At 71.9% G+C, this 14,595-nt stretch carries 13 protein-coding genes and 2 pseudogenes; 1 reads left to right on the top strand and 14 read right to left on the bottom strand.

What is annotated here, in order from left to right:
* Positions 1 to 41: 41 nt before the first annotated feature.
* From GEV10_17730 to GEV10_17795, 14 genes and pseudogenes are all read right to left on the bottom strand, one after another.
* Positions 42 to 278 (bottom strand): antitoxin, encoded by a 237-nt coding sequence (locus tag GEV10_17730; protein ID MQA80294.1) that lies wholly within the window; start codon positions 276 to 278, stop codon positions 42 to 44.
* Between the two features lie 131 nt (positions 279 to 409).
* Entirely contained in the window at positions 410 to 1,264 is an 855-nt protein-coding gene (locus tag GEV10_17735) for an inositol monophosphatase (GenBank protein ID MQA80295.1), read from the bottom strand.
* Positions 1,261 to 2,430, bottom strand: coding sequence for an alpha-D-ribose 1-methylphosphonate 5-triphosphate diphosphatase (locus tag GEV10_17740; protein MQA80296.1), 1,170 nt, complete (start codon positions 2,428 to 2,430; stop codon positions 1,261 to 1,263). The genes GEV10_17735 and GEV10_17740 overlap by 4 nt, the downstream gene beginning before the upstream one ends.
* A complete protein-coding gene (locus GEV10_17745) occupies positions 2,427 to 3,188 on the bottom strand; it encodes an ATP-binding cassette domain-containing protein (protein MQA80297.1) in 762 nt (253 codons plus the stop codon). The genes GEV10_17740 and GEV10_17745 overlap by 4 nt, the downstream gene beginning before the upstream one ends.
* A 10-nt stretch (positions 3,189 to 3,198) precedes the next feature.
* Positions 3,199 to 4,997 (bottom strand): annotated as a pseudogene (locus GEV10_17750) (ATP-binding cassette domain-containing protein).
* Positions 4,998 to 5,106: 109 nt separating this feature from the next.
* Complete coding sequence (locus GEV10_17755) at positions 5,107 to 6,309, bottom strand: phosphonate metabolism protein PhnI (GenBank protein MQA80298.1); 1,203 nt, start codon at positions 6,307 to 6,309, stop codon at positions 5,107 to 5,109.
* Positions 6,309 to 6,947 carry a phosphonate C-P lyase system protein PhnH gene (phnH, locus tag GEV10_17760; protein ID MQA80299.1) on the bottom strand — a complete coding sequence of 213 codons (639 nt, stop codon included), beginning with the start codon at positions 6,945 to 6,947 and terminating at the stop codon, positions 6,309 to 6,311. The genes GEV10_17755 and phnH overlap by 1 nt, the downstream gene beginning before the upstream one ends.
* Entirely contained in the window at positions 6,944 to 7,375 is a 432-nt protein-coding gene (gene phnG / locus GEV10_17765; GenBank protein ID MQA80300.1) for a phosphonate C-P lyase system protein PhnG, read from the bottom strand. The genes phnH and phnG overlap by 4 nt, the downstream gene beginning before the upstream one ends.
* Positions 7,372 to 8,091 (bottom strand): UTRA domain-containing protein, encoded by a 720-nt coding sequence (locus GEV10_17770; GenBank protein MQA80301.1) that lies wholly within the window; start codon positions 8,089 to 8,091, stop codon positions 7,372 to 7,374. The genes phnG and GEV10_17770 overlap by 4 nt, the downstream gene beginning before the upstream one ends.
* Positions 8,092 to 8,173: 82 nt before the next feature.
* Complete coding sequence (phnE, locus tag GEV10_17775; protein MQA80302.1) at positions 8,174 to 9,859, bottom strand: phosphonate ABC transporter, permease protein PhnE; 1,686 nt, start codon at positions 9,857 to 9,859, stop codon at positions 8,174 to 8,176.
* Positions 9,859 to 10,671, bottom strand: coding sequence for a phosphonate ABC transporter ATP-binding protein (gene phnC / locus GEV10_17780; GenBank protein MQA80303.1), 813 nt, complete (start codon positions 10,669 to 10,671; stop codon positions 9,859 to 9,861). Before phnC ends, phnE begins: the two co-directional genes overlap by 1 nt.
* On the bottom strand, positions 10,671 to 11,603 hold the full coding sequence (gene phnD, locus GEV10_17785) for a phosphate/phosphite/phosphonate ABC transporter substrate-binding protein (GenBank protein ID MQA80304.1): 933 nt from the start codon (positions 11,601 to 11,603) through the stop codon (positions 10,671 to 10,673). The genes phnC and phnD overlap by 1 nt, the downstream gene beginning before the upstream one ends.
* A gap of 143 nt (positions 11,604 to 11,746) precedes the next feature.
* Positions 11,747 to 12,499: an ABC transporter permease gene (locus tag GEV10_17790; protein MQA80305.1), complete on the bottom strand. Its 753-nt coding sequence runs from the start codon at positions 12,497 to 12,499 to the stop codon at positions 11,747 to 11,749.
* Between the two features lie 95 nt (positions 12,500 to 12,594).
* A pseudogene (locus tag GEV10_17795) lies at positions 12,595 to 13,565 on the bottom strand (ATP-binding cassette domain-containing protein).
* 86 nt (positions 13,566 to 13,651) lie between these two features.
* Here GEV10_17795 and GEV10_17800 point away from each other — a divergent pair.
* Positions 13,652 to 14,422, top strand: coding sequence for a TetR family transcriptional regulator (locus GEV10_17800; GenBank protein ID MQA80306.1), 771 nt, complete (start codon positions 13,652 to 13,654; stop codon positions 14,420 to 14,422).
* Positions 14,423 to 14,595: the final 173 nt, after the last annotated feature.

Raw genomic sequence — 14,595 nt, forward strand, 5'->3', positions numbered from 1 at the left:
GTCGAGGGAGGCGTGCTCGGGTCATCGAGCGGAGCCGGTGGCTACCGGGGCGGAGGGGTACCTTCCGGTCCGCGGTCGGTCGGCGTGTGCGGATCGGTGCCCGGACGCCGCTCGTCCTTGTCGATCGCGCCCTCGGCCTTCCGCCTGGCCGAGCGCATCTTCTTGTCGTACTTGCCGCCCGTCTTCTTGGAGACGATCTCCTCGGCCTTGTCGAGGCCCTTGCCGATCTCACCCCTGCGGCCCCGGGCAAGCTCTCGTGCCTTGTCAAGGAATCCCATGGCGACCCACCTCCTTCGATGTCACCTGGTCGGCACTGTGTCTACCGTTACCAACCCGCCTCGGAAGCAGCCGTCCAGGGAGGTCGAAGGCTTGCGGTTGTCGGCTGCTTCCGAGGCGATTGCTAACCGGGTCAAGCGGAGGTAAACATCTCGTCGTCGTGGTCCGGTTGTTCCGCGGCGAGACACGCCGCGATCTCGTCCGCGAGCCGCGGGGTCGCCGCGACGACGCCGCTCCACCGGCGGGTCAGGTCGACGTCGAGCTCGATCGGCCGGCCGAACGCGTCGCGGACCGCGCCGCCGGCGGCCTCGGCGAGCACCACCGCGGCGGCGAGGTCGACAAGGCGGTGGGTGTCGGTGCACGCGTCGGCGAAGGCGTCGGTGGCACCGGTCGACACGAGGGCGGCCTCCAGGCACGACGTCGACAGGATCCGTACCCGCGCGGCGCGGCGGGTCACCCGCCACCAGGCGGCCGACGCCTCCGCGTTGCCGGGATGTGGACGCAGCAGCGACACCGCCGCGCCGTCCAGGGAGGTGCGTCCGGTGGTACGCAGCACGGACGCGGGTCCTGACGACGGGCCGCCGCGGACCGCCCACCAGCGCCAGCCCGTCTCGTTCCACACGGTGAGCGCCTGGGTGAGCTCGCCGTCGACCGCGAGCGCACCGCTGAACGCCGACAGCGGCACGCCGGCCGCGGCGTTCGCCGACCCGTCGACCGGGTCGATCACCAGCGTGTACGCCGACCCGCGGTCGATCCAGCCCGACTCCTCGGTGAGGACGTTCGCGTCGGGCGTCGCCTCGAGGATCGCGTCCTCCACGATCCGGTCGATGCACATGGTGGGCGTGCCGTCCGCGCCCGGGCCGACCGTGGCCGCGAGCGCGTCGCGGTCGAGCCGTGCCCTTGCATCGTTCACCGCCGCGACGGCCACCTCGGCCGCGCGGAGGAGTGCGGGGTGCAGGACGTCGAGCTCCTGCGCTGTGGTGTTCATGCGCCCACCAGCTCCCGGCTGTCCGCGACCGACCAGGTCGAGCGCACAGTCGGCCAGCCGGCGTCCACGGTCACCAGCGAGAGGTCGGCGCGCGCGCCGACGGCCAGCCGCCCGCGATCGTCGAGCCCGGCGACCTGCGCCGGGCCCTCGGTCACCAGCCGCACCGCGGCGGGCAGCGTCGCCTGCCCCGTCCTGGTCAGGTGGAACGCGGCGCCGATCATCGTGAACGGCATGTAGTCGCTCGACAGGCCGTCGACGAGACCGTGCGCGATCAGCTCCGTCGCCGAGACGTTGCCGCTGTGCGAGCCGCCGCGCAGGACGTTCGGTGCGCCGGCGACGATCAGCAGCCCGTGCTCGCGCGCCGCGCGTGCGGCGGCGAGCGTCGTGGGGAACTCGGCGACGGTGACCGCCGACGCCGCCAGGTGCGCGACCTCCTCCGGCGTCACCGGGTCGTGGCCCAGCAGCCGGATCGTCCCCCGCCGCTCCACCAGCCAGCGCAGGGCGACCTCGCGGTGCCAGACCCGCGTGTCGCGGTCGGCGATCTTCGCCTGCACCGCCGCCTTCGCCGCGGCCTCGTCCTCGCTGGTGAGGTAGAGCCTGACGTACGCGTCGACGTCGCGGAACTGTCCCTGGCCCGGCGTGTGGTCCTCGTAGCTGACCAGCGGCGGGATGTCGACCTCGGCGTAGTGCCCGCGCAGCGTCTCGTCTAGCGCGGCCAGCCCCGCCGGGTCACGCGCGTCGAGCCGGAACAGCATCCGGTGGTCGATCTGCGCGAGTCCGTCGCGCACCCGCTCCCTGATGGCCTGCTCCCGCGCGAGCGCGCCGGCGATCGACCGGCCCTTCGCGTCGTCGCCGTAGAAGCCGGTGGCGTGGAACACGGTCGTGATGCCCGACGCGCGTACCCGTCCCTCGAAGCTGGCCAGCCCGAAGCCGACGTCGAACAGCACGCTCGGCCGCGGTTGGAGCTCCTTCTCCAGACCGTCGCTGTGGGTGTCGACGAGACCGGGCAGCAGGTACGCGCCGCGGCCGTCGAGCGCGCCCGGCGGCGCGGTGCCACCGGCGGTGATCTCGGTGACGACGCCGGCCTCGGTGACCACCGTCGCGTCGTCCAGCACCTCGTCCTGGAGAACCGCGCGGACGTTGCGGATCGCGAGACCACTGGTCACCGTGCCACCTCGAGCTCGTACGACGAGTCGTGCAGGATCTCGCGCGGCGGTCCTGTCGCCACCGCGCGCCCGCGGTCGAGCACGACGACGCGGTCGGCGAGCCGTTCGATGGCGTCGAGGTCGTGGAAGACCGAGAGCACGGCGACACCGGTGCCGGCGAGCCGTTCGACGAGCGCGAGCACGGCCTCGCGGTTGACCGGGTCGAGGGCCGAGACGGGCTCGTCGAGCAGCAGCAGCCGCGGCGGCGAGATGAGCCCCGACGCGAGGTTGACCCGCTGCTTCTGTCCGCCCGACAGGACGGTGGGGTACATCGCCCACAGCTTCGGCTCGATGTTCAGCTGGTCGAGCGCACCCTCGGCCGCCCGCCGCGCGTCCGCCGGTGGCATGCCGCGCGCGGCTCCGGCACGCGCCACGACGTCGACCGTCGCGCGTCGCGGCTCGGTCTTGAGGAACTGCGAGACGTAACCGATCTCGCGGCCGCGCAGGGCGGCGACCTCGGCGTCGGGCAACCGGGCGAGGTCGACCCGGGTGCCGTCGGCCCGGGTGAACATGACCTCTCCGCCGCCCGGCAGGTAGGTGCGGTAGACGCAGCGCAGCAGCGACGACTTGCCCGCGCCGCTCGCCCCGGCCAGCACGACGTGCTCGCCGGCCCGGACGTCGAGGTCGACGCCGTCGAGTGCGGGCACCCGACGACCGTCGATGGTGTGCAGGACGAACTCCTTGGTGAGTCCGCGGATCGACAGGACGACGTCGTTCAAGGGTTTCTCCTCATCCGCGGGCGGCCGCGACGAGCCGTTGGGTGTACGGGTGCTGTGGGTCCTCGAAGACCTGGTCGGTGAGGCCGGTCTCCACGACCCGGCCGTGCTGCATGACCGAGACACGGTCGGTGAGCATCTCGATCACCGCGAAGTCGTGGGAGATGACGAGTGCGGCGAGACCGAACTCCTCGAGCAGGCCGCGGATGAGGTCGAGCACACCGGCGGCCACCGAGGCGTCGAGTCCCGTCGTGGGCTCGTCGAGCAGGATGACCGGCGGGTTGTTCGCCAGTGCCTTGGCGAGCTGGACGCGCTGCTGCATGCCGCCGGAGAACGTGCGGACGAGGTGGTCCATCCGGGTCAGCGGCACGTCGGTGCGGCCGAGCAGCTCCGCGGCGCGTGCCCTGATCCTCCCGTAGTGGCGCCATCCCGCGGCGGTCAGCGGCTCGGCGACGTTGCCGCCCGCCGTGACGCCGAGCTCCAGGCCGGCGGCCGGGTCCTGGTACACGACCGAGAGCCGCGAGACGCGTAACCGGCGCCGTGCCGCGGGCGGGAGGTCGAGGATGCTCGTGCCGCCCCCGTCCACCGCGCCGAGGCGGGCCGTGCCGGCAGATGCCCTGTGGTCGCCGGCGATGCAGCGGACGACGGTGGACTTGCCCGACCCCGACTCGCCGACGATGCCGAGCGCCTCGCCGGGAGCGATCTCGAACGAGACGTCCCAGGCCGCGACGATCGCGCCGGTCGTGGGGCTGATGACGGTGTCGTGCTCGGGGCCGGTGCCCGCGACGGCGTCGGCGCCGCCCGGGCCGAAGATCCGGCCCAGGCCGTCGACCTTCAGGGCCCAGCCGGGTGCCGCGGCGGCGGCATCACGCCCCGGGGCTTCGGGTTCCGCGGTCAGGGTCACGATGTCTCCCGTTCGTCGTCTCGCGCGGCGGTGCGGCGGTCGCACCAGTCGGTGTCACTGCACATCCAGGTCTCGCTGCCGTCGGTCTTGGGCGTCGACACGAGGAACGCCTCCTCCGCGCCGCACCGCTTGCAGGTCGCCCCCGCCGTCCGCTCCACCTCGAACGGCACGTCCTCGAACGTCAGCGGCTCGACGGTCGTGTGCGGCGGGACGGCGTAGATGCGCTTCTCCCTGCCGGCGCCGAACAGCGTGAGGTGCTCCGACTCGTGCAGCTTCGGTACGTCCCAGCGCGGGATCGGCGTCGTCGCGATGACGTAGCGCCCGTCGACGAGGCACGGGTAGCCGGTCGACTTGGTGATGACGCCGTTGCGCACGATGTCCTCGTACAGCGCCACCCACATCCGCGAGTAGTCGGCCTCCGCGTGCATGCGCTGCTGCTCGCGCATGTCGCGCTCGACCCCGCGCAGCGGCTCCGGGACGGGCACCTGGAGCACGAGGGTCTGGTCGGCGCGCATCGGGTCCTCGGGGATCCGGTGCCGGCTCTGGATGATCGTGGCGGCACGGGAGTCCGACTCCTCCTCGCAGCCGGTGTGCCCGACGATGAGGCGGCGCAGGTTCACCGCGTTGACGCCCGCGTCGTCGCCCTGGTCGATCACCTTCACCTGGTCGTCGGGGCCGACGAGGCCGAGCGTCACCTGCAGGCCGCCCGAGCCCCAGCCGCGCGACACCGGCATCTCGCGGGAGCCGAACGGCACCTGGTAGCCGGGTACCGCGACGGCGGTGAGCGTCGCGCGGCGGATCTCGCGCTTGCTGACCTCGTCGAGCAGCCCGAACGCGTCGTCGGCGTCGCGGTCGTCGAGATCGTCGAGTCGGTCGGTGGGGCGGGTCTCCGTGGCGAGGGCGGTCATGAGGCGTCCTCCGAAGTGAGCATCGCAGCGAGTACGCGAGCAGCCGGCACGGTGGCCTCCGTCAGTGAGCGAGGAGCGGAGCGGAGGGGGACGGCGGGGTACGGAGTCATCAAACGGTCTCCCGGTCGGCGGTGAGGGACGAGACGCAGTCGGCCTCGGGTGGCTGCTCGGCGAGGAGCGCGGCGACATCGGCGTGCGCGGCGTCCCTGCGGTCCATCTCGGCGAGTGCGGCGCGGACGGCCTGCTTGCGCTCGACCATCGAGCGGAACGTCACGTAGTGCGGCAGCTTGAGGTGCTCGAGGAAACCCGACGAGTCCAGGCCGTCGGTGGTGAGCAGGATCGACTGCTGCAGCGACGTGCGGCCGGCGTCACGCCAGGCGGAGATGTCGAGGTTGGCCATCGCGATGGCCTTGCGCTCGTTGTGCCCGAAGCACATGCCGTAGCCGACGTCGAACTTCGTCCGGTCCTCCTCGAGTCCGTCGAGGTCCTCGATCGCCTCGGTCTCCGTCGCGCGCACCGACCCGATGTCGACGGGGTTGCCGGTGTGCGGGTGCGCGACGCGTACCGGCAGGTGGCCGTGCCGGACCTCGCCGAGCGTCACCTCGTGGATGTAGCCGTCGGGTCCGAGGACGTTGCGGTACCAGAGGTTCATCAGCGCGCCGGTCTCCGCGCGCGCCATCGCCGCCAACCACGCCGAACGCGGGGCGCCGGGACGTGCCGGCTTCCTGGTGATGTCGAACGGCTCGGGGTCGTCGGACGCCCGTCGGTCGACGGCGAGGTCGAGGGAGCGCAGCACGTCGAGCATTCGGACCGGCCGGCGCGGGTCGACCCCGTCGGCGGACGGTTCGGGCAGGGCGCTGTCCGGCTCCGCCGGTCGCGGTTCCGATGCCGCCTCCGCCCGCGCCTCGTCGTCGGGCGTGAGGTCGATGAGGCGTCCGGTGTAGTCGAGCGTGCGGCCGAGCAGCTGCGGTCCCGGCGGCGTGCGGTACGCCGGCACGATCCTGCGCAGGATCGTCATCTCGTCGGCGTGCACCGGCAGCGAGTACGCGACCCGCGGCAGCGTCGACCGGTAGGCGCGGACGAGCTGCGAGGCTTCGATGACGTCGCCCTCGGCCTGGCGGAACGCGCGTGCCGCGAGATCGGGCGCCCACAGCCCGCCCTCGCCCTGCACGCGGTCGACCGCGAGTCGCAGGCGTTCGCTCACCTGGTCGAGGTCGAGCCAGTCACTGTCGCCGGCCAGGCGCCGGCGCCTCGTCAGCGTCTCGGCCGCGCGGATCGCGTCGAGTCCGCCGCGGGCTCCCGAGTACCCCATCAGCGCACCTTCCCCTCGTCGGTCGTGTCGTGGTCGATGCGGATGTTCGTGCTGCGCGGGAGGGACAGCAGGGCGCCGTCGGCGGCCACCAGATGCACGTCGACCCCGGCGGGGAACTCCGCGTTGACGGCGGCCAGTGCCGAGACCGCGGCGGGGTCGAGTCCGTCGACGGTCACCTCGCGCCGGCCGGGTACGCCGGGGCCGGTCAACGACAGGCGTAGCGCTCCTTCGCCGGTGTGCAGCGCGTCCACCGCCGCGATGAGGCGGGCACCACGCTCAGGCGCCTCCGCCGATCCGCGCCGCAGCGAGGCCACCTCGTCCGCCGTGATCCGACGCAGTGTGAGGACGATGTCCGCGTCGGGGAGCTCGGCGCGAGGCGACCCGGTGGCCGCGTACACCGCCTCCGCCCAGCCGCCGTCGTCGAGCACCGCCAGGGTGGTCTCGACGTCGGCGAGGGTGGCGGCGGGCAGCAGCGCGGCGGGGACCGACGGAGGCACGTCGAGGTGCGCGATCGTGCCGGGACGGGCGAGGGTGTCGAGCAGCAGGCCGAAGGCGCGCTGCGCCGCGAGCGGACGCAGCCGCGCCGCGCGTGCGCGTTCGCCGACACCGGTCAGGGTGGTCTGCGCTGTCGTCGTCATGAGTCGAGCTCCTCGAACTTCACCTCGGTGGGGGCGATCTCCGCCCACTCGGCCGACTCCGCCTCGTCCTGCGTGCGGGCGACCTGGTGGCACAGCGCGTCGACGGAGTCGCGGGCCTCGCCCTCGGCGGCGGCGTCGAGCACGGCCGCGGCGAGCGTCGCGCGCCGGTCGTCGCCGAGCCGCATGCACCAGCCGCGGTGCCCGGCGAGCTCGACCTCGGCCTGGGTGACGAGCACCTCGCCGAGGTAGAAGCGTTCGGTGGCGACGGGCTCGCGTACCTGCATCATCACCATGCCGATGTCGGGCCCGGACAGGACGACGGGCTCGGTCGCCGCCGCCGCGAGCACGTGTTCGGCGAGCGGTTCGAGGTCCTCGCGCGGTGCACGTGCGAGCAGCGAGGCACGCCGTTCGCGGGTGAGAGCGGTCACTCGTCATCTCCGATCTGGAAGACGTTGCGGATCACCTGGGGGTGCGACCACGAGGCGGAGTACTCGCCGAGCTGCGTGGTGCCCTCGATGCGGTTGAGGCTCTCGGAGTACCAGCACGGGCGCGGTGCCTCGTCACCGAGCAGGCTCGCCACGTCGGCGTCGGGGACGTCGAGCGAGACGTGGTGACGCCAGCGCCGCAGCGTGATCCCGTACACGTCGACCATCAGGGCGTGCACCGACACGTCGTCGTCGAGGTGCTCCTCGATGTCGGGCAGCCGGGAGCCGGACAGGCGGAGCGTCGCGACGCTCGCGGGCATGTCGTCGACGAGCGTGATGCGCCTGATCTCGACGATGTCGCCGCCGTCCGCGACCTCGAGCTCGTACGTGCTGCCGGGGTCGGGTGGACGCCTGATCACCCGCAGCAGCCGGCTGCTGGGACGCGCGCCGGTCGCGGCCACCGTGGCGGAGAAGCTCGGTGGCAGGTTCTTGTCGATCACGTAGTCGATGCGCCGGCGGACGAACGTCCCCGCGCCGCGGACCCGCCTGACCAGGTAGCGAAGCTCGAGCTCCTGCAGGGCGGCGCGTGCGGTGATGCGGCTGACGCCGTGGCTCGCGACGAGCTGGTGCTCCGAGGGTGCACGGGTGCCGACGTCGGCGTCGCGCAGCTCTGCCGCGAGCTCGTCGGCGAGCTCGAGATACGTCGGGCGGGTTGTCATGACAACCACGATGCCGGCGGCAGGTGAAGGGAACGGGTGGCGCCGGGTGAACAACAGTCGACGCGGCGGGGACGGTGACCCATCAGGCGAGGGAGCGGCGCAGGCGGTCGGACACCAGCTGCACCGCAAGGACGACGACGAACAGGGCGGCGATGATCGCGCCGACGAGGTCGTACTGCAGCTGGGTGAAGCCCTGCGACATGGTGTAGCCGAGCTTGCCCACGCCGATGATCCCCAGCAGCGGGATCGCCCGGATCATGACGTCGAACGCGTACAGCACGCTGCTCGTGATCGACGGCACGACCTGCGCCCAGACGCCCGCGAGCAGCTCCTGCCATCGCGTCGCGCCCGCGGCGAGCACCCCCTCGCGCGGGCCAGGCCGGATCTCCTCGACGACGTCGGCGACCAGCTTGGCGAGGAACGGGCAGACGGCGAGGGTGAGCACGAGGACGGCGGTGATCGGCTCGAGACCGAAGACGGCGACGGCGACCACTGCGATCGCGGCCTCCGGCACGCTGCGCGCCAGCACCAGGCCGGCCCGGGCGGGCGCGTACAGCAGCCGGTGCGGCGCGACGTTGCTCGCGGCGAGCAGGCCCCACGGCACCCCGATCACGGCACACGCGACGATCGCCACCAGCGACACCGCGAGCGTCTGGATGAGCCCGTCGAGCAGGTCGACCCAGAACGGGACGCCGCCCGCCTCCGCCAGCAGCGTCTGCGGGGTCGGGACGAACGCGATGACGCTGGAGACGAACCCGTCGGCGAGCTTGCCGAGGTCGGCCAGGCGGACGTCGACGAGCAGCGCGGCGGCGACCACGGTCGCCACCGCGAGGGCGCCGAACGCCCACACCCGCCGGCGCTCGGATGTCCACGGCACGCGCAGCCGCTCCCGGTCGATCGCCGGGGTGCGTGCCGGCCGGCCCGAGCCGTCTCCCTGGCCGGGGCGTCCGGCGAGCACGCCGCCGACCGCGCGCCGCAGCACGACGGAGATGCCCTCGAACACCAGGCAGCACGCCATGATGATCACGACGACCGCGGCGAGCTCCTGGTACGTCGTGGGCGCGCCGCCGTACTTCTGCAGCAGCAGGCCCATCCCACCGGCGCCGACGAAGCCGAGCAGCGTCGCGCCGCGGAAGTTGACGTCGAGCCGGTACAGCGCGACGGCGAGGAACGACGGCACGACCTGGGGGAGTACGCCGGCGGTGAGGCGTTGCACCGGCCCCGCTCCCGCCGCCGTGCCCGCCTCGACCGGGCCGGGCTCGATCCGTTCGATCGCCTCGGTGAACAGCCGGCCCAGCATGCCGATCGAGTGGAGTGCGAGTGCGAGGATGCCGGGCAGCGGACCGATGCCGGTGCTCACCACGAAGAACAGGGCGAACGCGATGTCGGGGACGACCCTGCACACCACGACGATCGCGCGGGCGACGGTGCGGACGACCGGATGGGGGGTCGTGTTCCGCGCGGCGGCGACCGCGATCGGGGCGGCCAGGATGGCGGCGAGTGTCGTGCCGAGCACCGCCATCCAGAGTGTCTCGACGGCCGCCGTGAGCGCCTCGCCGGTGACGCCGAAGTCCGGTGGCCACGCGCGCGCGGCGATGTCAGGGACGGCCGTGACCGCCTGGCCGACCCGGCTGAGGTCGAAGTCGAGGTAGGCGAGCGAGGCGCACGCCGCGATGACGAAGGTGAGGGCCGTCGCGGGCGTCAGCAGGCGGCGCACCGTCACCGGTGGCGCGAGCGTCTCCCGTGCCACCGATGACGCCGAGGTCATCAGGCTGCCTGTGTCGCGTACACCGCGTCGAGCCGGCCCCGGTCGAGGCTCCCGGCCGCCCCGTCGAGCACGACGCGTCCGTCCCGCATGCCGACGACGCGATGCGCCCAGGCGAGCACGAGGTCGACCTGATGGAGGCTGCAGACGACGGTGAGCCGGTCCTCGGTGCAGATGCGGAACAGGATCTCGAGCACCTGCGCAGACGTCTCGGGGTCGAGCGACGCGACCGGCTCGTCCGCCAGCACGAGCTCGGGACGCTGCATCAGCATCCGCGCGATGGCGACGCGTTGCTGCTGGCCGCCGGACAGCGTGTCGGCGCGCTGGAACGCGCGGTCGCCGAGGCCCACCCGGTCGAGCTGGGTGAGAGCGTCGCGCCGCAGCTCCTTCGACCAGGTGAGCACGCCGTAGCGAGGCCCGGTGACCCGGCCGAGTGCGCCGTTGAGGACGTTCTCCATCGCCGTGAGCCGGCCGACGAGGTGGAACTGCTGGAACACCATGCCGACGCGTCCGCGCAGCCGCCGCAGCTCCGCACCCCGTGCGGACGTGGCGTCGACGTCGAGCACGCGCACGTGACCCGAGGTCGGCGTGCACAGGCCGTTGAACGTCCGCAGCAGCGTCGACTTGCCCGACCCCGAACGTCCGACGAGGGCGACCAGCTCGCCGGTGCTCACCCGGAGGTCGACGCGGTCGCAGGCGGTGGTGGCGCCGTACGTCTTGACGAGGTCGTGCGTCTCGATCACGTCGTCGGAGGCCGGCGTCGGTGCCTTGGCCGTCTCGGCCGGTGCGCGCAGGCTCGTCGCGTCGGTGGCCATCACGCTTCGCCCTTGCACTGCTCGTCCTGCGTCACGTTGCAGACCTTGCGGATCGGGTCGTACGCCTTGTCCGTGATCGGTAGGTAGCCCCACGTCGCGGACTCGCCGGCGACGAGGCACGACTTGGCGTCGTCGCACTTGCCGTTCTTCACCAGCCAGTCCTTGTTCAGCTGCTTGGTGAAGCTGGTGGTGATGCCCTTCCTGACGTCCTCGGGCAGCGCGTCGCTCATCGCGACCGGAGAGCTGGGTATCCCCGTGCTCTTCCAGACGACCTTGATGTCGCCCTTCTTCAGCTTTCCCGCGTCGGGCATGGTCGTGTCGACCATCGTGTCCGCGGCGAAGCCGACGTCGCACTTGCCCGACTTCACCGAGAGCACCGACAGGTCGTGGCCGCCGGCCATGACCTTCTGCACGTCCTTGTCGGGGTCGAGCTTGTTCTGCTTCAGCCCTGCGGAGGGGAAGAGGTAGCCGGACGTCGACGCCGGGTCGACGAAGCAGACCTTCTTGCCCTTGAAGTCCTTGAGTGACGTCACGCCTGCGTCGTCGCCCCTGGCGATGCCGTAGCTGTGGTAGATCGGCTCCTTGGTGTCCTCGACCGAGACGGCGACCGGCGTGATCTCGGCGCCGACCGTCCGGGCCAGCACGTAGCTGAACGGTCCGAACACCGCGACGTCGATGGTGCCCGACTTCATGCCCTCGATGACGCCGTTGTAGTTGGTCGTCTGCTTGAACTCGACCTCTCGGCCCGTGTTCGCCTCGAGTCGCTCGATGACGGTGGCGTACGACTGTCTCGGGTCCGAGTCCTGCTCACTGGGGATCGCCGCGAAGACGAGGGTGTCGGAGTCCGACGCCGAACCAGTTCCGCAGGCGGTCGTTCCAACGAGTAGAAGGGTGAGTCCGAGCATGGCCGTGTACGCACGACGTGGTCGCATCCGTCTCTCCGATCGAGTCTGTCGTCTGCCCCCCGGCGACCACGACGCTAGGAGCGAGTTGATAAGACAAGACGAGGGTCGGATGAGGGCACGCCGACGTCTCGGTGAACGGCTGACGACGCGGCACGGTCGGAGCGGGTCGGTCAGCGGCTGAGCCTGCGGTAGCGGCGCACCGAAAGCGGGACGAACACCGCCAACAGCACCAGCGGCCACGCGACGGCGAGCAGCAGTGCGTGCTCCGCGGGCCAGGAGTCCGCCTGGAATCCCGGGTTGCCGAACAGGTCGCGGGACGCGGCGACCGTGGACGCCAGGGGGTTCCACTCCGCGACGACAGCGAGCCAGGTCGGCATCTCTTTCGGCGGGACGAAGGCGTTCGACAGCACCGTGACGGGGAACGCCATCGGGTACACGGCCAGCGAGGCGGAGTCGGGGTTGCGTACGACGAGCCCGAGGAAGATGCCGACCCAGGTGAACGCGATGCGCAGGAGCAGCACGAGGCCCACCGCCGCGAGTGCGGACAGCACGCCCTCGTGCCACCGCCACCCGATCAGCAGGCCGCAGACGACGAGCAGGACCATGTCCGCGGTGCCCTTGACCATGTCGGCGAGGCTGCGGCCGACGACCACGGCCGACCGTGCCGTCGGCATCGACCGGAACCTGTCGATGACCCCCTTCTCGGCGTCGATCGCGACGCCGGTGGCCGTGCTGGCGATACCGTAGAGCATGGTCTGCGCGAAGATCCCCGCCATCAGGAACTCGCGGTAGACGGGGCCCCCGGTCGACATCGCGCTGCCGAACACGTAGCCGAAGACCAGCGCCATCATGATCGGGATCATCAGGCCGAGGAAGATCTCGTCCGGCTCGTGCATGAGGCGCAGCAGGTTGCGGTGCGCCATGGCGATGCCGTCGGACGCGGCCCAACGTGCGCGGCTGAGCCGTGACTCGGTGAGCGCATGGGTCGGCGTCGGGGTCGGGGTGGTGACGGTGGCGCTCATGCGGCGATCTCCTCGTCGGTGGTGGCGCGGTGTCCGGTGAGGCCGAGGAACACGTCGTCCAAGGTGGGCCGGCGGATGCCGATGTCCTCCGCGGCGATGCCCGCGTCGTCGAGCGCGCGGACGAGCCTGGTCAGCGCGGCGACGCGGTCGCTGACGGGAGCGCCGATCCGGCGCAGGTCGGCGTCCACCGTCGTCGTGGTCGCGCATACGCGCTCCACGACGGCCGCCGCGGCGGGCAGCTCGCCGGTGTCGCGGACGACGACCTCGATGCGGTCGCCGCCGACCTTCGACTTGAGCTGGTCCGGGGTGCCGTCGGCGATGACGCGGCCCTGGTCGATCACCGCGATCTGGCCGGCGAGCTGGTCGGCCTCGTCGAGGTACTGCGTGGTGAGCAGGACGGTGGTGCCCTCGGCGACGAGCGCACGCACGGTGTCCCACACGCCGTTGCGGCTGCGGGGGTCGAGCCCGGTGGTCGGCTCGTCGAGGAACAGCACCCGCGGCGCGAGGATGAGGCTGGCCGCGATGTCGAGCCGCCGCTGCATGCCGCCCGAGTAGTGCTTGGCCTGCTTGCCCGCGGCGTCGGTGAGGTCGAACCGTTCGAGCAGCTCGTCCGCGCGGCGGTGGGCCGTCCGCGCGCCGAGGCGGTGGAGCGGCCGAACAGCTGGAGGTTCTGCCGGCCGGTCAGCGCCCAGTCGATGGCCACCTGCTGGCCGGTCAGGCCGATGCGCCTGCGCACCTCGCCGGCCTGGCGGACGACGTCGAGCCCGGTCACGTGGGCGTACCCCGTGTCGGGACGGAGCAGCGTGGCGAGGATCCGGACGGCCGTCGTCTTGCCGGCGCCGTTCGGCCCGAGCAGCCCGCAGACCCGTCCGGCCGGGACCAGCAGGTCGAACCCGGCGAGGGCGTGCGTGTCGCCGTACCGCTTGCGGAGCCCCTCGGCTCGGACCGCGTAGTCGTCTGTCGTCATGTCAGCCTCACTGTTTATCTCGTATACGGATTGGTTTATGGTATACACAGTTGCTAGGGTGCGTGTCAAGCGACGAACGGAGACCGATGGCCGGCGGCGACGAGAGCAGTGACCCGTACTCGTCGCGGGCGCTCGAGCTGCTCTGGGGCAACCGCGAGGAGGCGCCTGCCCGCGGTCCGAAGCGCGCGCTGAGCGTCGACACGATCGTGCGCACCGCGATCGGGATCGCCGACGCCGAGGGGCTCGAAGCCGTCACCATGCGCCGCGTGGCGACCGAGCTCGGTTTCACGACGATGGCGCTCTACCGCTACGTCCCCCACAAGCGGTCACTCGTCGACCTCACGGTCGACACCGTGGGGGCCGCGATGACCGACGTCCGGCTCCCTCCCGGGTGGCGGGACGGGTTGACGGCGTGGGTGCGCGCGTACCTCGACGTCTCGTCCGAGCACCCGTGGCTCCTCCGGATGGAGATCGTCGGCGCGCCCGCGGGGCCCAACTCGGTCGCCTACCTGGAGATCGGGTTGCGGGCGCTCGACGAGTCCGGCCTGCCAGGGGGCGACAAGATGGCGGTACTCCTCGCGCTCACCGGCTACGTCCGTGGCGCGGCGCAGATCGCGTCAGGAATCAGCAATGCGGCGAGCGCGAGGGGGGTGGCCGACGAGGACATGGCGCCCAGCTACGGACACGCGCTCGCCAAGGTCGTCGACGGGGAGCGCTTCCCCCGGCTGGCAGAGGTCCTCACGGAGGGCGTCTTCGAGATGCCTGAGGAGCAGCCGGACGAGGACTTCGAGTTCGGTCTCGCCCGTATGCTGGACGGCATCTCGGTTTTCATCGAGCATCGTCGGGTGGGTCAGTGACCCACTGTGGGTACGCTGCCTCACCCCTTTTGTGATTGTGGGGGTCGGGTGCCGGGTGTCAAGAAACCGCACAACGACTTTTGTGGGATTTGTTCGTCGGCGGTTTCTTGACACCCGGCACCCGACCCCGAAAGCGCGCATCTACGAGGTGAGGCAGCTCCCTGGGCGCCGCA

This window comes from Streptosporangiales bacterium (assembly GCA_009379955.1).
GTDB lineage: Bacteria > Actinomycetota > Actinomycetes > Streptosporangiales > WHST01 > WHST01.